Genomic DNA, 20,510 nt, shown 5'->3' on the forward strand with positions numbered 1-20,510 from the left:
CTCACCGCTCCGCCTTTCCGGGTCCGGCGGCCTGGCCGCCGTCCTCGGCGGCGGAGGCCTCGGAGTCGGCGGAGGCGCCGGCGGGCTCGGCGGCCGGGGCTGCCGGGGTACCGGCCCCGGCCTCGGCGCCCTCGGCGGTCTCGCGCGCGACCCAGGCGTCGATCTGGGCCATGACCTCCTCGTCGTAGGAGAGCTGGCCGGGGACCCACAGCGGGTTGGAGAGGCCGCGGTGGGTCCGCTCGCACATCTCCCAGTCCTCGTAGTTGGCCTTGTCCCACAGCGCGAAGACGTCCTCGTGCGAGAAGTCGCTCTTGGCGGTCTCGGTGGGGTGGAACAGCCAGAAGTGGCGGACGAAGCAGGTACCGGGGCTCTCCGGCCAGACCCACTGCATCATCACGTAGTCGGCCGTGAACCCGAAGAGCAGGTTGGGCAGGATGGTGATCCAGTTGATCTTCTGGAGGTCGCCCTCGGGGACGTTCGGCATCGGCGTGCGGGGACTGCGGCCCGACATGGAGACGGAGTTGTAGCCGGTGCGGATCGACTGCCAGGCGCCGACGATGTCGCCCTCGAGGTCGTAGGTGCCCGCGTCGTCGAAGTCGGTGATGCGATGCAGGTCCTTGTGGGCGGTGGGGAAGTGCAGGCTCTCGTTGACGTTGTGCGCGACGAGCTTCCAGTTGGAGGCGACCGGGTAGTCCTTGGCCTCGACGCACTCCAGGTCGGCGAGGTCGTAGACCTTCGCGAACTCGCCGAACTCGCCCAGCGACTCGTCGAGGTCGGGGGCGTCGTCGGAGAGCGCCACGAAGACCACGCCGAAGCGGACCTCGGTCCGCACGGGCAGCAGGCCGTTCTTCTCCTTGTCGAAGAAGTGGTCCATGTAGGTGCCGTTGAAGCTCTTGAGCTTGCCGTTTCGGTCGTAGACCCAGCAGTGGTAGAGGCAGACGAGGCTCTGGCGCTTGCCGGTGGCCTCCTCGACCAGCTTGTAGCCGCGGTGCCGGCAGTAGTTGTGGTAGCCCTGGATGCCGTTGTCGCCGTGGATCAGCAGGATGGACCCGGAGCCGATGTTGAGGGTGCTGTAGGCGCCCTTCTCCTTCAGGCGGGAGACGTGGTCGACCGGAAGCCAGCGCCGGCCGTAGATGCGGGACATCTCCCGGCGGAACTGCTCCTCGCCCGTGTAGAACTCGTGCGACCTGCCGATGCCGCCGGTCTCGAAGTAGGGCCTGTCCTCATCCTGGTCACTGATGAGATCGAACATGCTGGACGCACGCGTCATCTGTGGGTCTCCCTCGAACGAAGCGCATGGAATGCCGTGCCGGCGTCGGGGCGGTCCGGGGCCTGCGGGCAGGCCGCACCGGGCCCCGGCGCGTCGGGGACGGCGGGGTGACTGGGGTGCTCTGGGGGGAGGGGTGTGCGGATCCGGGCGGGCCTGGCGCGCCGGTGTACGGGAGCGGACCGGACGCCGGTGTCCCCCGGCGGGCGGAGGGCCGGTGTCCGGGATCATCGTCCCGTCACAGGGGCGCGCGGAGGGCGGCGTGGGAGGGGGCCGCGGCGCACAGGGGTGGCACGAGGCACCGGCGCGAGCGCCCGGCAGGGCGGGGCTCGGCGCACGGTGCTCGGCGGAGGGGTTCGGGTCCGGGGCCCGGGGGGGCTCCGGAGGGGGCGGCGGGGGCCGCGGGCGGGGGCGTCAGGCGGCGGGGTCGTAGATCCGCTCGTCCTGCGGCACGCCGGCGTCGTCGTAGAGCCGCTCCAGGGCGTCCGGCGCGTAGATCTCGTAGTCGGGGACGACGCCGCCGATCAGGCCGAGCATCTTGTTCGTCCACTCCTGGGACTTGCTCATCGCGCTCATCGTCGCCTTGAAGAACGGCGGCAGTTCGGTGAGTTCGCCCAGCGTGGTGGTGAAGTCGTAGACGCCGGCGCTCTCCTCGTCGCGCAGCTTGTTGTACTCGGCCAGCGCCTCCTCCATGGGGCGCTCGCCCGCGAGGCCCTGGTGGATGCGCTCGGCGAGCAGCTCACCGTGCAGGAAGGAGTCCGTGATGCCCCAGCCGGTGTAGGGGTCCTTGTGGTAGCCGGCGTCACCGACCAGCGCCCAGCCGGGGCCGTACGCGCGGCGGTAGTAGTTGTCCGGGTAGCGCATGGGGCGGAAGTCCTCCGCGCGCCGGCCCATGTCGCGGAACTGCTCGCCCATCTCCGGGGACACGTCGTCGATGACGGCCTGGAAGTTGGTCTCGACGTCCTGGCGGAACTCCTTGAGGTACCGCTTGGTGCAGATGGTGGCCACCATGGTGAGGCCGTCGTTGGTCGGCCAGGTGCCGAACCACTTCTCGTTCATGCCGTTCTTGTGGTGCAGGCCCCACGACTCGAGACCGGTGTAGTACGAGTAGTAGATGAAGCCGGCGGCGGGGCGCACGTTGTACAGCTCCGCGCCCACCTTCTTGGCGACGGTGGAGTGGAAGCCGTCGGCGCCGACGACGATCGTGGCGCGGAACTCGCGCTCGGGGCCGTCCCCCTCGCGCCCGCGGATGCCCGTGACACGGCCGTCGGAGACCACCACGTCGGTGACGGTGAAGTTCTCCACGACCTCGGCGCCGGCCCGGCGGGCGGCGTTGACGAGTATCTCGTCCAGCACGGTGCGGCGCGGGCAGTAGACGGCGTCGACGCCGTCGACGGGGTCCGCGAAGCCGTTGAGTTCGATGCCCCGGTACCCGTAGTGCATCTTGCGGAGCGGCGGCGTCTTGGCCGCGATGACCTCGTCGAGCAGGCCCCACTCCTTCAGGCGCAGCAGACCTGCCTGGTGGATGTAGTGCGTCGACACCGAGTCGCTCGGGAAGGAGGACCTGTCCACAACGAGAACGCGGTGCCCCTGACGGGCCAGATGCATGGCCAGCGGCGCTCCAGCGCAACGGCCGCCAACAACAACGACATCGTACATACGGAGTCCCCCCAAGCTGGGTCAATTCTAGAACCTGGTGGTCAATCAGGCCTGCGGTACGCAGCGTGATACGGAGGCTATGAAGGGGGTCGATCTAGGTCAAGCATCGGTCATGGAAGAGTAATGTGCAGTAGCGCAGATTCCGCCACCCGAACGACTCATTCCGCCTTATCGGCGGGCATTATGCCCGATATGCCATGCGGATTCGGTCGAGATTGTGATGCACACCACACTTCAAGCGAAGGTCAAGAACAAGCCATTCACGGCATCGACTAGTTCAAGTCTAAAGAATTGCTTTCCCTTTCGAGCGACAAGGATTGCGCCAACCAAAAGGAGCGGTCCACCGATTGGTAACCCATGGAGGGGACACCCATGGCGGCCGACGCGGCGAGAAGGCACGCTTCCCGGCTCACGGGAAAGCGGAACCGAATCTGCCGGGGAGTGCGCCGAAGCGACGAGACGGAGGGGCTCTCCAGCAGGTCCACGGTGTCGGGCCCGACGGGGGCCCCGGCTGCGCGGTGCCACCGTCGGCCTGCATGAGCAAGAGACGTGGGCGTACGGGACCGGCTTGCCCAGAGGCATACATGCGGATGGGCGGTGGCCGACCTGTCGGGCTCCCGACCTCGGGCAGGCTTCGGCCCCCGCTGTACGCAGCCGTCAGCCAGCCCTCAGCCGCCCTGGTACAACCCTTTACGCGACCGGAGTGGGCTGCGGAGGCAGGGGGTGGGCGAGGCAGGGTCCCGCGGCTGGCCTTTGAAGGAGGCCCCTGCTCGGTGGGCCAGGTCCTGAGCGGAAGTGGGGTGCGGCTTTCAGGTGGCGAGGGCGCGAACGGTCAGTCCGAGCCCCACGAGGACGACCAGGGCGGAGGTGGCCACCGGTCCGACGCGTGAGGCGTTGCCGACGAGTCGGCGCAGCCGGGGGTGGTCGCCGGCTTCCTTGATGCGGTGTTTGACGTGGAGGAGGAGCAGTCCGGCGAGGGTGAGGGTGGCAGCCATGCCGAGGCCGTAGGCGAAGACGAGGAGGACGCCGAAGGTGGTGCGGCCGAGTGCCACGGCTCCGAGGAGGACGACCGAGACAACCTGGTCCACGACTCCACTGTCTGCCCCCCGAGCTCGGCCCGGACGGTCCAGCGGCCGTCGGCCCGGGTGAGCGCGAGCGGCATGCCGAAGCAGGCTCCGACCAGCTCGCCGGTCAGCACGTCGGCCACCGGCCCCTGGGCGAGGGGGCGGCCCCCGCGGAGGAGCAGCGCATGGCTCGTGGCCGTGGGCAGCTCCTCCAGGTGGTGGGCGACCAGGACGGTCGCGAGCCGGGGGTGGGCGGCGGCGAGCGTGTCCAGGGCGGTGAGCAGCTGCTCCCGGCCTGGCAGGTCGAGTCCGGTGGCCGGCTCGTCGAGCAGGAGGAGGCGCGGAGCGGGCATCAGTGCCCGGGCGATCAGGGCCCGGCCCCGCTCGCCCTGGGACAGAGTGGACCAGCGCGCCCCGGCGCGGTAGGTCAGGCCCAGGGTGGCGATCAGCTCCTCCGCCCGGTCCCTCTGTTCCCGCGTCGGCTCCCAACGCGGGGGGCGCTCGACGGTGTTGGTGACGCCGGTGAGGACCACGTCGCGCAGCCGGGGTGAGGAGCTCAGCGGGTGGCGTGGGTCGACGTGGCCGATGTGGGAGCGCAGGGCGCGCAGATCGGCGTGGCCGAGCCGGTGGCCGATGACCTCCACCCGGCCGCGGATCGGGTGGAGTCGCGCGCCGAGCAGGCTCAACAGGGTGGTCTTTCCTGCGCCGTTGGGGCCGAGGAGCGCCCAGTGCTCACCGGGACGGACGGTGAGCGACACGTTCACGAGGAGGGTGTTCCCGTCGCGGACGACATGGACGGCGTCCGCGGTGAGGACGGGCTCGTTCATCGGACCGGGCGTCCTTCGCGGTGGGCGCGGTTGACCGCCGACAGGACGGCATGGACGGACGCGGCGAGGACGGAGGAGTCCCGGCCCGCGCCCCACTCGGTACGACCGTCGACGCGGCACTCGGCGTAGGCGACGGCGTCGCCGGAGGTGCCCGGTCCCGTGGAGTGCTCGGCGAAGTCGAGGACGTCGACGGCGATGCCGGCCCGGGCGAGGGCGTCGGTGAAGGCGGAGAGCGGCCCGTTGCCGTGCCCCTGCCGGGCGGTGGTGCGGCCGTCGACGGTCAGGACGCAGTCGAAGCGGTGGTCCCCGTCGGTTCCGGGAGCCGTGTCCCACTCCCCCAGTCGTACGGGCCCGGCGTCCCGCCCCGGTGCGAGGTAGGTTGCGTCGAACAGCGCGTACAGCTCGTCGGGCGTGGCCTCGCGGCCGTGGGTGTCGGTGGCCTCCTGGACGACGGACGAGAACCCGGGGCGCAGGCCGTCGGGCAGGTCGAGGCCGTGGTGGGTGCGCAGGAGATAGGCCACACCGCCCTTGCCGGACTGGGAGTTGACCCGGATCACCGCCTCGTAGCTGCGCCCGATGTCGGCGGGGTCGATCGGCAGGTACGGAACGCTCCACGGCGCCTGCGAGGGATCGATGCCCGCGTCGGCGGCGGCCTTGGCGTGCCGGGCGAGGCCCTTGCTGATGGCGTCCTGGTGGGTACCGGAGAACGCGGTGTGGACGAGGTCCCCGGCGTACGGGTGGCGGGGGTGCACGGGCAGCCGGTTGCATTCCTCGACGACCGCCCGGACGGCGTCGATGTCCGTCAGGTCGAGCATCGGGTCGACGCCCTGGGCGTGCAGGTTGAGGGCGAGGGTCACCAGGTCGACGTTGCCGGTGCGCTCGCCGTTGCCGAAGAGGCAGCCCTCGACCCGCTGGGCGCCGGCGAGCACGGCGAGTTCGGCGCAGGCGACGCCGGTGCCGCGGTCGTTGTGCGGGTGGACCGAGAGGATGACGCTGTCGCGGCGGGCCAGGTGCCGGTGGGCGTACTCGATCTGGTCGGCGTACACGTTCGGGGTGGCGATCTCCACGGTCGCGGGCAGGTTGTGGGTCACGGGCCGGTCGGGGCTCGCATCCCACAGCTCGGTCAGTGTGTCGCACAGCTCCAGGACGAAGTCGGGTTCGGTGAGGTTGAAGGTCTCCGGCGAGAACTGGAAGCGGATACGGCTGCCGGGCCGGGCGTCGGCGAGCCGGGCCATCAGCGTCGCGGCCTCCTCGGCCGTGGCCCGCACCTGGGCGCGGTCCCGGCCGAGGACGGTGTCGCGCCAGACGGGCGAGGTCGCGATGTAGAGGTGGACGACGGCCTGCGGCAGGCCGTCGATCGAGGCGAAGGTGCGCTCGATGAGCTCGGCGCGGGCCGGGGTGAAGACGACGGGCGTGATGTCGTCGGGGACGGCGCCCGAGGCGGTCAGCTCGGCGAGGTGGCGTACGAAGTCGAAGTCGGTCCGGCTGGCGGAGGGGTAGCCGACCTCGATCTCCTTGAAGCCGGTGCGGACGAGCAGGTCGAGGAAGCGGCGCTTGCGGGCGGTGTCCATGGGCTCGGCGAGTGCCTGGTTGCCGTCGCGCAGGTCGACGGGCACCCAGAGCGGGGCCCGCTCGATACGGGCGGAGGGCCAGTGACGCTCGGACGGTTCGGGGACGTGCACGCGGTCCTGGTACGGGCGGTAGCGGTGGTACGGCATGGGGCCGGGGCGCTGCGGGTTCCAGGCGTACGGGGTGGCGGTCACGGGTCGTGGCTCCTTCTGCTGGTCGGGATGCGACCGGCGGCAGCGCGTCGTCCCGCGGCGGGGTGCCGGTCGCGTCAGGCCCCGCCGCGGCAGCCGAGAAGGAGCCGTCCGCGGAAGATCATGACCGGCACCCTAGCCACTCCTCAGCTCCTCAGACAAGTACTCCTCAGACAAGTTCTCGGGATACTTTCTCTCCGAGAACACATCCGGCCCGCACGCCCAGCCGCACCCCGGACCACCGCACCCGCCCCTCACCGGGCACGACCGAGAATCAGGTGACCCCATGCAGCTCGGTGCCCTGCGCCCCAGCCCCCTCGTCGAGCAGGCGGCCGACCGGCTGCGCGAGCAGATCACCTCGGGCCACTGGCCCGTCGGCACCCGACTGCCCGGTGAGACCACTCTGGCCAAGGAACTGGGCGTCGGCCGCTCCACCGTCCGCGAGGCGCTGCGCGCGCTCGCCGGCGCCGGGCTCGTCCAGCCGCGCCAGGGCGCCGGGGTCTTCGTGACGGCGACCCGCCCGGTCGAGGACTGGCCGACCCGGCTGCGGAAGGCCGCCGTCAGTGACGTCTACGAGGTCCGGATGCTGGTCGAGGTCCAGGCGGCCCGGCTGGCCGCACTGCGCCGCACCGACGCCGACATCGCGGCCATGCGGGAGGCGCTGGACGGGCGGCGCGCGGCGGCGGAGGGCGACGACGCCGGCTTCGTGGACGCCGACATCCGGGTCCACGCCGCCCTGATCGCGGCCGCCCACAATCCCGTACTGACCGATCTCTTCGCGGAGTTCGCACCCGCGCTGCGTCAGGGCCTGATCGACCTGCTCGACCTGCTCGCCCTGCGCGCCGGCGAGCCGCGCCACGGCGAGGACTCCCACGTCGCCCTCGTGGCCGCGGTGGAGGCCGGCGACGCCGACGAGGCGGCCCGCCTCGCCCAGACCGAACTGGAGTCAACCCTCGCCCTCCTGCTCGGCCCCGGCGCCCCGGGCGGTCCGGGCGGCGACGCACGACGCTAGCGGCCGACGAGGACGGCAGCGCAAACGGGGCCGAGGCCGGTCGCTCAAAGCGAGAAGGCCCAGAGGTCGTCGTACGGTTCGGGCTTCTCGGCGTGGAGCATGCAGCGGATACAGCGCGAGAGTCCCGGTTCACCGGATCCGGCGGTACGTGCGCTCGGGCGGTCTCGGCGACGGCGAGGAGCAGGGCGGCGCGGACCATGGCGTCATGCTCGGCGGCGAACCTGGCGGCAAGGGCGGTTCGGACCGTGTGGTCGGGGTCGGCGGCCGTGGCCAGGGCGTAGGCGGCGTCGGTACGGATGGTGGGGTCGGAGTCGTGGAGAAGCGGCAGGAGCACGGGCGTTCCGGCCGTGATCGCGGCGCGGGCGGCGGCCACCGACCAGCCTGCCGGGTAGCCGGTCACCTCGACGCCGTAGTCGTCGTGATCGCCGGGGGCGTGGCGCCGGGGATCGTTGCGGTGGAGCAGGAGTTCATCGCGGGAAGCGACGCCGAAGCGCCGAGCTCGGGCCGGGCCGGAGAGCAGGGCGAGGGCGGCGGCACGGTGTGGGTGGTGGGCATCGGTGGCGAGGGGAATCAGGAACGGTACGGCCAGGGCGGCGGCGGCCCGGCTGTCGTTAGCACACAGGCCCCCCAGCACGCCCGTCGCCCGGTCGGCGGGTCCTCGCCGGCGCGCAGCAGGCGAACGGCCTCCCGGGCATCGTCGCCATGCGGGAAGTTCCCCCACGGGACGGCGTCGAGGAGCAACGTGCTGGGCGCCAGCCTGGATGCCGGCCACCACCGCCCGCACATCGATCCGTACGAAACTGCAGCTCAGTGACCGACGATGCGCGTTCGGACCACAACCAGCGACGGGCCCCGCGAGGCCGGCAAGGGCTTGAACCGCTGGACGACGGCCGCTCGCTCCCTGCGGGGTGCCCCGTCCCATGCCCGCAGCACACGGTCGCGCCCTTCGGACGGGAGACCCTCCAGCATCGGCGCGACCTCGGCAAGATCGTCCCCGACCGACGTCACCGCTCGCCCGCGAGATCGAGATCGTCGCTACGCGGCTCGGCAACGACCTCAGCGGGCCGGGGCCGACGCCACGGCTGCGCGATCGAATGGGACACAGCCCGCCACCACGGCTCCGCGGGCAGCTTCCCCGCCGGCTCGAAGGGCTCACCGGGCCGGGGAAGCGCCACCGCCTGGCCGACTTCCTCGCACTCGTACTTCGTCCACTCCCCCGGCTCCGCCCACGCGTGCGGCGCCAGGTTGAAGGTCGCCCAGTGGATCGGCAGGAGGACACCGGACGGGGCGCCGCCCTGGAGGTCGAGGTGGGCCTTCAGGCCCTCGGCGGGGGTCATGTGGATGTCGGGACACAACGCGTTACATCGAAATCGTTGAACCGGCCGGCATCACACAGGCCCCGAGGGACCAAGCGCCCAAGGAGACGACGGATCGGTCCCAGGACCGACCTCTCCAGAGCGGCGCGGGATCCGGCTGCGGTCGACGTAGGGGATCGCGTTCACGATCTCTCTCAGATCATGCGCTCAGGCTGCCGTTTCAGGCTCTGAGCTGGCCGCCGTATAGCGACAGGCGCTGCGCCGCTCCCCGCCACATGAGGTGCAGTCGGTGACAGGTGCGGGCGTCGCCGCCGGGGCGTGCGGGCCTTCTCTGCAGTGCGTGGAGCGTGGTGGAACAGGGACGGTCTCAGGGGGCCAAAGCTCGTACGGCCAGCCCGAGCCCCACGACGACGACCAGGGCGGAGGTGGCCACCGGTCCGATACGTGAGGCGGTACCTACGAGCCAGCGCAGCCGGGGGCGGTCGCCAGCCTTCTTGATGCGATGTTTGACGTGGAGGAGAAGCATTCCGGCGAGGGCGAGGGTGGCCGCCATGCCGAGGCCGTAGGCGAGGACGAGGAGAATGCCGAAGGCGGTGCGGCCGAGCGCGACTGCTCCGAGGAGGACGACGAGGGCGGAGGGGCTGGGCACGAGTCCGCCGGCGATGCCCATCCCGATCAGGCCTGCTTTCCCGGCAGGACGAGAAGCGTGTGTGTGCTCGGACGGCGCATGCTCGTGCGTTCTGTGCGAGGCAGGGGCCTGGGCTGGAGCGGTGAGGGTGCGCGTGGCGGCAGCAGCGGATTCAGGCGCGCCGGTATGGGGCGCCGTGGAAGGAGCCGGATGGTGGCTTCCCCCGTGCTCGTGTCCGTGCTCGTGAGGGTGGCTGTGCTGGTGATGATGGTGGTGGCTGTGTCCGTGGGAGTGATGGTGGTGGCCGTGGGTGGGCTTGTGGCGGAGGGCTCGGGTCAGAAGCCATAGGCCGATGGCGGTGACGATGAGTCCGCTGGTCAGGCCGAGCCAGGCCAGGATGGTTTCGCCCGCGAGGTGGGTGGCGGTGGGGAGGGCGAGGCCGAGGATCAGGACACCCGCGGTGTGGGTGAGGGTGACTGTCGCGCCGACGGTGACGGCGTCGCGCCGGGTTCCGCGGCGTCCGGCGAGGTATGCCGCCATGATCGTCTTGCCGTGGCCGGGCAGGAGGGCGTGGGAGGCCCCCAGGACGATGGCGAGGAGGAGGGCGAGGAGGCCGACGGGGAGGGTGAGTTCGTGCCGGGAGACGAGGATGTCGAACCAGTTCGCGATCCGGTTGGCGCTTGTCCCCGCGGGACCGGCTGCAGGTGTGGGGGTGTTGGTGGTGCCGTCGGCGGGGGTGGTGTGCAGTTCGGCGGTGCGCTGGTCCAGTGCTGTGGCGAGGGGATCCGGCGGGTAGCGGCGGAGCTCCTGTGTGGGTGAGGTGGCGGGGAGATCGGTTCCGGTGATGCGCAGTCCGATGCCCTTGGCGGTGATCTCCCGCCACCCGATGCGGGTGGTGTCGTAGCGCGTGTCGACGCTGATGGCGCCGCCGCGCTCCAGTGGGGCGGCGGTGGTGTAGGCGCAGGTGAGTCGGCTGGTCTTGAGTCCTGCTTCGCCGGGCTCCCAGGTGAGCTGCGCGACCCTGGGGCTCCAGCGGGCGGGTCCGGCGGGGGTGCGCAGGGTGAGTCGGTCGACCAGTGCTGTGCAGGTGGTGCGGGCGTACCGGGCGTTTTCAGCTTCGGTGAGGGTGTTGTTGCGGTCGGCGTCGATGAGAGGGCGCTCTTGGAGGGCGGCGATCTCGGCGCGGTCGACGATGACGGTGGCGTCGATGCGGTCTGGATGCAGGACGAGGCCGGTGTGGTAGTTGACGGTGAAGTTGCCCAGTGGATGGGCCGGTGCGGCCGCTGCGGCGGGGGTGGTCAGGCTGCAGGCAGCGGTGAGCAAGACGGCGGCTGTGACGGCGGTGCGGTGTGCTGGGGTCATGGTTGGGTGCCGATTCGCTGGGACAGGGCACGCGCCTGGGCGGCGTGCAGCGGATTGAGTGCGGGAGCCTGACCGAGTGCCGACCGCAGGTCGGCGGTGGCGGCCTGGTCGTTGCCCAGGGCGTGGTGGATCGCGGCCCGGTGGTAGTGCCACAGGGCGTTCCGGGTACCGAGCGCGAGGGCCTGGTCGGCGTGTGCGAGGGCCTCCTCGTTGCGTCCGGCGCGGTGCAGGGCCCACGCGTAGGCGTCATGGACGGCGACGAACGACCTTGTCCGCAGGGCCTGCTCGGCCATCGCCACGGCGCGCACGGGGCTGCCGTGGTCGGCTTCGAAGAGGATGGCGTCGGTGTCCGGCGAGCCGCCGGCGGAGGTACGCAGGGTGTCCTGTGCCCTGAGCAGGGTGTAGGAGGCTTCGGCCTGTTCGTCGTGTCCGAGAGCCTGATGCGTCTCGCCGAGGGCGAGCAGGAGGTGCGGCAGGGGTGCGATGTCCGTCGCGTGCTGCCAGTCGGCGCGTGCCTGTTTCGTCTGGCCGAGTGCGGCGAGGGCGCGTGCTCGGGCATCGAGGAGCGCGGGGTCGGCCGGTGCTTTTCGCAGCCCTTGTTCGGCTTCGCTGAGCGCCTGGCGCGCGTCGCCGTCCTCGAGTGCGAGGCCGGACAGGCAGGCGTGGGCGAAGGCGCGCTCGCTGTCGGTGGTGGCCGCGGTCAGGGAACGCCGCATCAGTTCCGCCGCCCGCCCGGTGCTGCCGCGCAGCTCGAACACATAGGAGGCGCGAGCCAGGGAGGCTGCGTCGGGGCGCAGGTCGTTCATCTTCTGCACGGCCCGCTCGGCGTCGCGGTAGTGGCCGAGCTGGGTGTGGGCGTCGGCCAGGACCCCGTACGCGGCCGGGTTGTAGGGGTCGCTGGTGATGGCCTTCTCGGCCCAGGTGCGGGCGGCGGTGAACTCGTGGCGGGCGGCGGCGAGTGCGGCCATGCCGGTCTCGGCGCCACTGTTGCCGCCAGGCTGCACGGAAAGAGAGCGGCGCAGGGCCTTCTCGGCCGCGACATAAAGGGCGGGGTCAGCGGTAGTGCGGGCCTGCTCGATGCGGGCCATCCCGAGGGCCGTCCAGGTGTTCCAGTCGCCGGGCAGGCGCTCCAGGCGAGCGGTGAGCGCCGCGGCCGGGGCCTCGGGCCGGGCGGCTGTGCCGGTAGGTGCGGAGGCGGGGAAAGGGGGTGTGTTAGGGATGGCGGGTTGGATGAGTACGGCTCCGGCGGCGAACATCGCGGTTCCCAGGGCGAGGGTGACGGCGACTTTCGTCAGTCGGTGTCGGCCGCGGGCGGGCGTGGGCGGGTCAGGGGTCATCGGAGGGTGTCTTCCTGCGTGAGTGACGCGCTCCCGGGGCCGGACCGGGCGTGGTCCGGCCCCGGGAGCCTTGATGGTGCGGTGGCGTCACATCAGGCGCGGTTGCGGCGGCGCATCCGCCATCCGGCCGCCGCGAGCAGGGCTGCTCCCACACCGCCGAGGGAGGCCGCAGACTTCTCCTTGCTCATGGCCATGCCGGAGGGTCCGCTGTTGACGGACTTGGTGTGGGGCAGGGCCAGGTACGGGAACGAGGTGCCGAACGGGACCTCGTTGGCGTTCACCTTGTCGCCGTCGGCAAGGGCGGGGATGAGCTGTCCGGTCTGGGCGGCGCCTTCGACGGCCTGCAGGGAGATGTCGATGACGTCGTCGGTCAGACGGCGTCCGTTGGGGAACCCGGCCAGGTCGCCGGCGAGGACGCCGTACCGGTTCGGGTTCGAGGCCGGGGGTACGGCCATGTTCAGACGCAGTTCCTCCGCGGGCACGATGCGGCGGAGGTTGGCGTCACGGTTGAGACGGTGGGCGTTGAGGTCGGCCTGGATCGGCCCGCACGCCTTGCAGATCCCGGTGAGGTAGATCTCGACGAGGTCGTTACGCGGGGCGGGCGGTGCGGGGACGCCGTAGACCTGCTGGATCAGCTTGGGCAGGATCGGGTCGAGGACCTTGTCGACGACCGGCTGGACGGTGCGGTCCTGGTCGGGGTTGAGGGTGTTGAAGGCGTCCTTGTACTTCAGCGGGACGACGACCTCGTTCACGAGGGGGTTGCCCAGGCGGGAGACCTGCTTCCACTTGTCGCCGTGCCCGGTGCGCGAGTCGGAGACCTGCACGCCCTTGCGGTCGGTGGTCGACCAGATGCCCACGACCGGATTGCGCGACGGGGTGTAGTTCAGCGCCAGGTACTTCTTGGGGATCTGCAGGGCGACGGAGTTGACGTTGTAGCCGGCCAGGGTGTCCTGGCCGCGCTCGGACAGGTTCCCGCCGTAGAGGAGGTCGAAGACCCGCAGGTCGGCGAAGAACGGGTCCTCAGCCTGCCCGGCGAACGCCTTCCCGCCACCCGGGAGACCGCGTACGGCCTGGGCGCGCAGGGAGGCGTAGTTCGGCATCGAGGCGGGGCCGACGCGCGACGGGGCGGCGGGCACGTTGGACAGCAGGGTCCTGCTCGTCTTGCCGCGGGTCTCGATGAGGTCGTAGACCTGCCGGAAGTTCAGGTCCGGGTCGTCCAGGGTGGTCACCTGGCCGGTGTTGTACAGGAACTGGTCGGCCGCGTCGCGGATCTGGTTCTTGAACCGCCAGGTGTAGGTGACGTCGGCGTTGCCGTCACCCGTGTTGTCGATCTTGATGTTGTAGCGGAGGTCCTCGCCGAAGGCGTAGAAGTTCGGGCCGCCGTTGGGCTCCTCGAACGGGATCCAGTTCGCCACCAGGGTCACGGTGTCGGACTTGTCGGGGCTGGTGAACGCGTACACGTCGGTGTTGTCGGCGCGCGGATCACCGGCGATCAGCGGGGCCTCACGGTGGCTGGAGGCGGAACTGACACCGGGGCCGAGGGCGAGGACGGCCATGGCGGTCGCCAGGGCGCCTGAGCCGAGGACGAGCAGGGAGTGGTCCAGCATCCGGCGCCGGCCGGACGCCGTGGAGGTTGCCTTCACGAAGAGGTGCTTCCTTCCCAGCAAGGTGCGTACCAAGCCCGGCCTGATAGGGCGGGCGTCGGTGTCGCTAGGGGCTTATCGGGTGGCGGTCGGCACCGCGGCGAACGGGGGAGTTCGCACTGCCCGGGCATGGTCAGGAAAGGCAACGGGACTGACCACGTCCAGACACACCATCGCGCAGGGCTGCGCAGGGCGAAGGAAACCACGCCCGGACATCGCCGCCCGCCTGCCCGCCGCCCGCCGCCGACGTGCCCGGGCCCGCGAGGAGCGACAATTGTGCAGGCCAGAGGATTTCTTGTCCCGGCTTCAAGGTGGGCGCGACACGCAGTGCCGCTCTTAGCCCGAACGAGCCAAAAACCGCTTGTTGCAACTCAGTTGCAACCGTGCAGCGTTGGTGGTGAGTGTGTCTGTTCAGTTGCCGTTGCCGCATGGATGACCTCTGGGTCCATAGGGCGAGGGGGTGAGGGTGCTCACACGGCGTGGCAGCCGCCGTGTACGCGGGTCGATCGCTGTCACCGGCTCGCCGGCGGCGTGGCGCCGAGGAACCGCTTCTCGCACATCCAGGACCGGACAGAGTCTGTGGCGAAGGGAATCTTCGTTCCCTCGGGCCGGCGCGTGGTCTGTGCGGGCCAGGTGTCCAGGACGGCTGCAAGAGAGCGGGGCAGGGCCTCCTGCCAGCCCAGCAGCCGCAGCCCGCGCACCTCGCTCCCATGACAGCAGATCTCAAGTCCCGCACAGTCAGTGGGCCGCCATGTCTCGTCTCTAGCCACGACCACACCGTCACCACCGGCAGCGTCGCATCCTCCCGTCGGTGGACCGGCGCGCGGCCGGTCCCACCTGGATGGCGCAGCCCGAGGCAGTGCCCTTGGGCCGTGCGGGTGGCCTCCGTCCCTGGCGCCCATCCCCTGCTACGCCGGCGGCGAATTCACCACGAGACCTGGGCCACCTGGGCCCAAGCTCCGATGAAGGAGTGATCATGCGCAACCGGACCGTGACCGCGGCTTCCGCAGTCGTCCTGGCCGCCCTGTGCGCGGCACCCGCGCTGGCGGTGTCCGACACGGCCTCGAAGATGCCGCCCGCCCACGACCACAAGGCCCTGCACGCCATCGGCCTGACCGGCGACCAGCGCCTGGTCGAGTTCGACGTCCACAGGCCCTCCAAGACCTGGTCGCTGGGCAAGGTCTCGGGGCTGTCCGGGGACACCAAGCTCGTCGGGATCGACTTCCGCGTCCAGAACGAGAAGCTGTACGGCGTCGGCGACAATGGCGGCATCTACACCCTGAACACCACCAACGCCAAGGCCATGAAGGTTTCCCAGCTGACCGTGGCCCTGGCCGGCGTGGCGTTCGGCGTGGACTTCAACCCCGCCGCCAACCGGCTGCGGGTCATCTCCAACACCGGGCAGAACCTGCGGCACAACATCGACGACGCGGCCGCCCCGCTGACGACCACCGTCGACGGCACCCTGACGAACCCGACCATGCCGCCGTCGACCGCCATGGGAGTGACCGGAGCCGCCTACACCAACAACGATCTGAACGCGGCGACCGCGACGACGCTGTTCGACCTGGACACGATGGCCGACCGCATCTCCCTGCAGTCCCCGGCCAACGCCGGCACCCTGGCCTCCACCGGCAACCTCGGCGTGGACGCCGCCCTGGACGCCGGATTCGACATCTACTACAACCCGGCCGCCGGCACGAACCACGGCTTCGCCGCCATCGGCAACGGTGGCTCCTACCGCCTCTACGCCGTCGACGTCCTGACCGGCAAGGCCACCGGTGAGGGCGCCTTCCCGGCCAAGTACCAGGTCACCGACCTGGCCCTGCCCATCAACCAGAAGTAGCCCCCGCCCGCAGCCGGCCTGGGCGCGGCACCCTGCCGAGCCCAGGCTCCTGGTACGGCTATCGGCCCAGGGATCATGCCGGTGACCCTGCACCCTTCCGAGGAGGGCTAGTGCAGGGCCACCGTGACGTGCGGACCGTGCGCGAAGCCCTACTTGGGCATGAGGACGGTGTCGACGATGTAGACGTTGGCGTTGGCGGTCTTCACGTTGCCGCAGACGACCTTGGAGACGTCGTTGACGGTGTACTCCTCACCGGAGCCCTTCGTGGTGATCATGCCCTTCTGGAGGGTCTCGAAGGAGCCGTTCTCCAGCTGCTTCGGCGTGAGCTTCTGGCCGACGACGTGGTACGTGAGGATCTTGGTGAGGGTGGCCTTGTCGGCGAGGACCTTGTCGAGGTCGGCCTTCGGGATCTTGGCGAAGGCGTCGTTCGTCGGCGCGAAGACCGTGATGTTCTCCGCGTTGTTGAGGGTGTCGACCAGGCCGGCCTGCTTGACCGCGGTCACGAGGGTGGACAGGGCCGGGTTGTTCGACGCGGCGGTGGCCACGGGGTCCTTGGCCATGCCGTCGAAGGAGCCCGCGCCCTCCTTCGGCACACCGGCACAGGCGGGGCCGAAGGGCTGGTCGTCGGTCATCGGCGCCTCCGAGGGGGTGCTCGCCTCCGTCGTCTTCGCGGCGTCCTCGGCACCCGCGCTGGGGGCGGCCTTGGTGTCGTTGCCGGAGTCCGAGCACGCGGCCAGGGAGAAGGGCAGCGCGGCTGCGGCGACGACGGCGATCGCGGTACGGCGGATCTTCATGCTGTTCATGACCAGTTGCTCCTTGGGACTTTCTCTGGGTATCGAGGGGGTTGGTCGTGCTGCCCGGTACGGGCCTTGCGGCCGTCCGGGTGGTCTAGGGGACGGTGACGAAGACGCTGTGCCAGCCGCTCGCTCCGTCGGGGATGGTCCGGGTGCGCTGTTCGGTCTGGGCCTGACCGGTGCCGTCGGTGGCGCGGACGGTGAGGTTGTGTCCGCCAGGGGTGGCGTTCCAGCGGTAGGACCACTGGCGCCAGGTGTCGACGCCTGCCTGTGCGGCGAGGTCGGCGTCCTGCCAGGGCCCGTCGTCGACACGGATCTGGACGCGGGTGATGCCGCGGTGCTGGGCCCAGGCGACGCCGGCGACGGTGACCGTTCCGGCGGCGGGGCGGGCGAAGGGTTTGGGGGTGTCGATGCGCGCCTGGGTCTTGATCGGCGCCTTGCGGGCCCACTTCCGCTTGACCCAGTACGGGTCGTAGGCGTCGAAGGTGGTGAGTTCGATGTCCTCGATCCACTTGCAGGCAGAGACGTAGCCGTACAGACCAGGGACGAGCATGCGGACGGGGAAGCCGTGGTCGAAGGGGAGCGGCTCGCCGTTCATGCCGACCGCGAGCATCGCGTCGCGGCCGTCCATCACGTCCTCCACCGGGGAGCCGAGGGTCATGCCGTCCACGGAGCGCGCCACCAGCTGATCGGCTTTCCCTCCCCGCGACGGAGGGATCACGCCGGCCTCCTTCAGGAGGTCGGCGAGAGGGACGCCGAGCCAGCGGGCGTTGCCGATATAGGGGCCGCCGACCTCGTTCGAGACGCAGGTCAGGGTGATGTCGCGTTCGATGAGGGGGCGCGCCAGGAGCTGGTCGAGGGTGTAGGTGAGGGGACGGGTGACCCCCTTGCCGTGGATGCGCAGCCGCCAGGTTCCGGCGTCGACCTTGGGCACGGTCAGGGCGGTGTCGACGCGGTAGAAGTCGGCGTTGGGGGTGGTGAAGGCGGTGATGCCGGGCACTTTCAGCTGAACACCGGCCGGGACCGCGGGGACCGGGGAGGCCGGCTTGGGAAGCACCAGGTTCTCCCGGGAGGCGACGGCGCCCTGGCCTTGCCGGCCGGTGAAGTACCGGCCCAGCGCACCTGCCGAGGTAGCGGCGACGGCGGTCACACCGGCCGCGGCGAGGAACCCGCGCCTGCTCCACCCCCCAGTGCCTGGCTGCCCGTCCGGGGCGTGAACGGGAGCGGCTTTGGTCGCCAGCATGTACAGAGCCACAGCTCCCGCCAGCGCTCCGTCGATCGAGGGCAGTACGTCACCGGTGCCGGTGGAGTCGGGACGGCTGAGAGCCGCGGCAGCGCCGACGATCCCGAACAGCAACACCCCCGCCGCACCGGCGCGTCGGTGCGACAGGGCGAGGATGCCGAGGCCGATGGCGATGAGGGCGAGGATCGCGAGGATCCCCAGTTGGAGAACGATTTTGTCGTTCTCCCCGAACGTGCGGATCGCGAAGTCCTTCACCGGAGCGGGGGTCCGGTCGATCACCGCGCCGCCCACCACCGTCACCGGCCCCGCTGCGGGCCGCACCAGTCCGGCCACCAGCTCGGCCACGGCCAGAGCCGTGAACGCGGCCAGGAGTCCGGCCAGTGCGCCGAAGGCGACGCGGACGAGTTTGCTGCGGAGGCTGCTCACGTTGCTGCATTCGGCATCCTCCGCCCGGCGGATTGGTCCAACCCTCGAAAGAGTGAAATCTCTTGCCGGTGTTGCCTTACAGCGTGGGTGTGGAGGCGGCGGCGCGGCCAGGGGTACGGGTGCGCGGAGCGGAGGCTGTGGCGGGCGGGCGGCGGTCGCCCGGGAGGTGGGTGGGCCACCAGGTGCGGGGGCCGAGGTCGAGGATCAGGGCGGGGACGAGGAAGAGGCGCACGAGGAGGGTGTCGATGAGGACGCCGAGGGCGACGATGCAGCCGATCTGGGCGAGGTAGAGCAGAGGCATCACGGTCAGTGCGGCGAAGGTGGCGGCCAGGATGAGGCCGGCGGCGCTGATAACGCCGCCGGTGGTCACCAGCCCCCGGCGGACCCCCACCGCGGTGCCGTGCCTCATCGCTTCGGCGCGGATCCGGTGGACGAGGAAGATGTTGTAGTCGACCCCCAGCGCGACGAGGAAGACGAAGGAGAACAGCACCACGGCGGGCTCCGTGTCGCTGCTGCCGAACACCAGTTGGAAGAGGAGCGCGGAGGCCCCGAACGCGGTGAACAGGCTGACCCAGGCGGCGGCGACCAGCAGCAGTGGCAGCAGCAGGCAGCGCAGCACGACGATCAGGACGGCCAGCACCACGGCCAGTGCCAGAGGCATGATCAGCCGATGGCCACGCACCGATGCCTGGTGAAGATCGGCGAGTTGGGCGCTCTGTCCGCCGACCAGTGCCCCGGTCCCGGCCAGCGAGCCGCGCAGCCGGGCCACCGTGTTCCGGGCGGGGGCGCTGTCCGGGCTGTCCGACAGCGTCGCCAGGATCTGCGCCCTCCCACCGGTCTCGGCCGGCGTGGTGGCTGTTGCCGCTACGCCCGGTGTTGAGGCGATCCGTTCGCGGACCTCGGCCGACCGGGCGGCAGGGGCGAGGACGATCAGGGGGCTGGCGGTGCCGGCGGGGAAGTGGCGTACGAGGACGGTGTGCCCGGCAACCGAGGGGGCCTGGGCCGGTAGGGCCTGGTGGAGGGGGACGCCGGTAGGGGCGAGTAGCGGCGCCATAGCCGCTCCGGCGGCGAGGAGGGCGAGGCAGCCGGCCCAGGCCCGGCGCGGCCGGTGCTCGAGCGCCCGGGCCGGCCGTCCCCACCAGTCTCCCGGTGTGCCCGCGTGTGGCCGCAGCACGCGCCGCCCGCACAGTGCCAGTACGGCTGGCAGGAAGGTCAGCGACACGGCGGTGCAGCACGCCATGGCGATCGCCACCGCCGGGCCCAGGGCCCGCTCGGAGGGCAGGTCGCTGAGGACGAGCGTCATCATGGCGCAGGCGATGGTCGCGGCGCTGGCGAGCACGGGCGGCGCGGTGGCGCGGCACGCTGCGGTCATCGCCCGGCGGATGTCCGGCTGTTCGGCGAGTTCCTCGCGGGCGCGGGCGGCCAGGAGGAGGGCGTAGTCGGTGCTGGCACCGACGACCAGGACGAACACGATGCCCTGGGTCTGGCCGTCGATGGACAGCCAGTCCGTCCGGGCCAGTGCGTACGAAACGGCGCAGGCCACCGCGAGGGCCAGGAGAGAACTCACGATCACCAACAGGGGCATGATCACGCTGCGGTAGACCAGCATCAGGATCAACAGGACTCCGCCGAGAGCGACGGCCAGGAGGGTGCCGTCGGTATGCGAGAAGGCTGCGTCGAGGTCTGCTTGAGCGGCCGCGGGTCCTGCCAGGTGCACGCTCGTCCCGCCGACCGAGGCCGCCGCCTTCGCGACGGCGGCCAGGCGGGCGGCCCCGCCGTCGGGTTCGGCGCCGATCACCGCGGTCATGGCGCGGCCGTCTTGGGAAAGCACCGGAGCTCCGGCGGTTCCGGTCAGGCGGACGACGATCTGACGCGCCGCCTGCTGCTGGCGCGCCGTGATCTGTTCGCCCTCCGGGCGGGAAGTCCAGATCACGGCCAGCGGCAGCGCGGCCTGCGCCCCCGCGGGGTTCAGCAGGCGCTCCACCCGGGCCGACTCCGTAGTCTCCCGCAGCGTGACGTCCCCGCCGGCCTGCGCGACCTCGCCGAGACGGACGGTGTAAGGGCCGGCGGCGACCGCCAGGATCAGCCACAGCAGCAACACGATGTACGGCCTTGCACGGTTGAGCCTCAGCACGAAGCCATCCCTCTGTACTGCTGCCGGGGGCGTGCTGCGGGCGCCGGCGGCAGCGGAGCACGGCACCTGATTGCTGTCCTCATCCGCTTCGGCACGGCAGCGGGGCAGGGATGGCAGGCAGCGCTGGAGATCACCTGGACGGCGGCTCGGGACTTTTCCCGGATTCCGGCAATCCATCGCGGCAATCGTCAC

Annotated in this window: 12 protein-coding genes and 2 pseudogenes; 3 read left to right on the forward strand and 11 right to left on the reverse strand. The window is 71.0% G+C overall.

Features of this window, described 5'->3' with window-relative positions:
- Position 1: 1 nt before the first annotated feature.
- The 4 genes and pseudogenes from ACFVQZ_RS30915 to leuA form a co-directional block, all read right to left on the reverse strand.
- Complete coding sequence (locus tag ACFVQZ_RS30915) at positions 2–1,270, reverse strand: SRPBCC family protein (protein ID WP_383628038.1); 1,269 nt, start codon at positions 1,268–1,270, stop codon at positions 2–4.
- Between the two features lie 411 nt (positions 1,271–1,681).
- The gene (locus ACFVQZ_RS30920) at positions 1,682–2,926 is read right to left on the reverse strand and encodes an NAD(P)/FAD-dependent oxidoreductase (RefSeq protein WP_030498009.1); all 1,245 of its coding nucleotides are present in this window, start codon (positions 2,924–2,926) and stop codon (positions 1,682–1,684) included.
- 1,114 nt (positions 2,927–4,040) lie between these two features.
- Positions 4,041–4,817: pseudogene (locus tag ACFVQZ_RS30925) on the reverse strand (ABC transporter ATP-binding protein); the annotation flags it as partial.
- Entirely contained in the window at positions 4,814–6,535 is a 1,722-nt protein-coding gene (gene leuA / locus ACFVQZ_RS30930; protein WP_383628085.1) for a 2-isopropylmalate synthase, read from the reverse strand. The gene leuA and the pseudogene ACFVQZ_RS30925, both read right to left, overlap by 4 nt.
- Positions 6,536–6,863: 328 nt before the next feature.
- Between leuA and ACFVQZ_RS30935 the strand changes: the two genes are divergently transcribed.
- Together ACFVQZ_RS30935 and ACFVQZ_RS30940 are read left to right on the forward strand one after the other, a co-directional pair.
- Positions 6,864–7,589 carry a FadR/GntR family transcriptional regulator gene (locus tag ACFVQZ_RS30935; protein WP_383628040.1) on the forward strand — a complete coding sequence of 242 codons (726 nt, stop codon included), beginning with the start codon at positions 6,864–6,866 and terminating at the stop codon, positions 7,587–7,589.
- Positions 7,590–7,794: 205 nt separating this feature from the next.
- The gene (locus ACFVQZ_RS30940) at positions 7,795–8,403 is read left to right on the forward strand and encodes a hypothetical protein (protein WP_383628042.1); all 609 of its coding nucleotides are present in this window, start codon (positions 7,795–7,797) and stop codon (positions 8,401–8,403) included.
- Between the two features lie 190 nt (positions 8,404–8,593).
- On the opposite strand, the pseudogene ACFVQZ_RS30945 reads toward ACFVQZ_RS30940, so the two are convergent.
- The 4 genes and pseudogenes from ACFVQZ_RS30945 to ACFVQZ_RS30960 all read right to left on the reverse strand — a co-directional run.
- Positions 8,594–8,938, reverse strand: a pseudogene (locus ACFVQZ_RS30945) (MBL fold metallo-hydrolase); the annotation flags it as partial.
- Between the two features lie 334 nt (positions 8,939–9,272).
- Positions 9,273–10,895, reverse strand: coding sequence for a nickel/cobalt transporter (locus ACFVQZ_RS30950; protein ID WP_189954431.1), 1,623 nt, complete (start codon positions 10,893–10,895; stop codon positions 9,273–9,275).
- The gene (locus ACFVQZ_RS30955) at positions 10,892–12,232 is read right to left on the reverse strand and encodes a tetratricopeptide repeat protein (protein ID WP_189954433.1); all 1,341 of its coding nucleotides are present in this window, start codon (positions 12,230–12,232) and stop codon (positions 10,892–10,894) included. Before ACFVQZ_RS30955 ends, ACFVQZ_RS30950 begins: the two co-directional genes overlap by 4 nt.
- A gap of 92 nt (positions 12,233–12,324) precedes the next feature.
- Positions 12,325–13,839, reverse strand: a complete 1,515-nt coding sequence (locus tag ACFVQZ_RS30960; protein WP_189954476.1) for a DUF4331 domain-containing protein — start codon at positions 13,837–13,839, stop codon at positions 12,325–12,327.
- A gap of 1,012 nt (positions 13,840–14,851) precedes the next feature.
- Here ACFVQZ_RS30960 and ACFVQZ_RS30965 point away from each other — a divergent pair.
- Positions 14,852–15,721: a DUF4394 domain-containing protein gene (locus ACFVQZ_RS30965; protein ID WP_030497998.1), complete on the forward strand. Its 870-nt coding sequence runs from the start codon at positions 14,852–14,854 to the stop codon at positions 15,719–15,721.
- A 149-nt stretch (positions 15,722–15,870) separates the two neighbouring features.
- Here ACFVQZ_RS30965 and ACFVQZ_RS30970 read toward each other — a convergent pair whose 3' ends face one another.
- The 3 genes from ACFVQZ_RS30970 to ACFVQZ_RS30980 form a co-directional block, all read right to left on the reverse strand.
- A complete protein-coding gene (locus ACFVQZ_RS30970) occupies positions 15,871–16,524 on the reverse strand; it encodes a fasciclin domain-containing protein (protein ID WP_030497997.1) in 654 nt (217 codons plus the stop codon).
- A gap of 85 nt (positions 16,525–16,609) precedes the next feature.
- Positions 16,610–18,184: a molybdopterin-dependent oxidoreductase gene (locus ACFVQZ_RS30975; protein WP_383628045.1), complete on the reverse strand. Its 1,575-nt coding sequence runs from the start codon at positions 18,182–18,184 to the stop codon at positions 16,610–16,612.
- A 76-nt stretch (positions 18,185–18,260) separates the two neighbouring features.
- Complete coding sequence (locus ACFVQZ_RS30980; protein WP_383628047.1) at positions 18,261–20,318, reverse strand: MMPL family transporter; 2,058 nt, start codon at positions 20,316–20,318, stop codon at positions 18,261–18,263.
- Positions 20,319–20,510: the final 192 nt, after the last annotated feature.

This window comes from Streptomyces sp. NPDC057854, assembly GCF_042797055.1.
GTDB lineage: Bacteria > Actinomycetota > Actinomycetes > Streptomycetales > Streptomycetaceae > Streptomyces.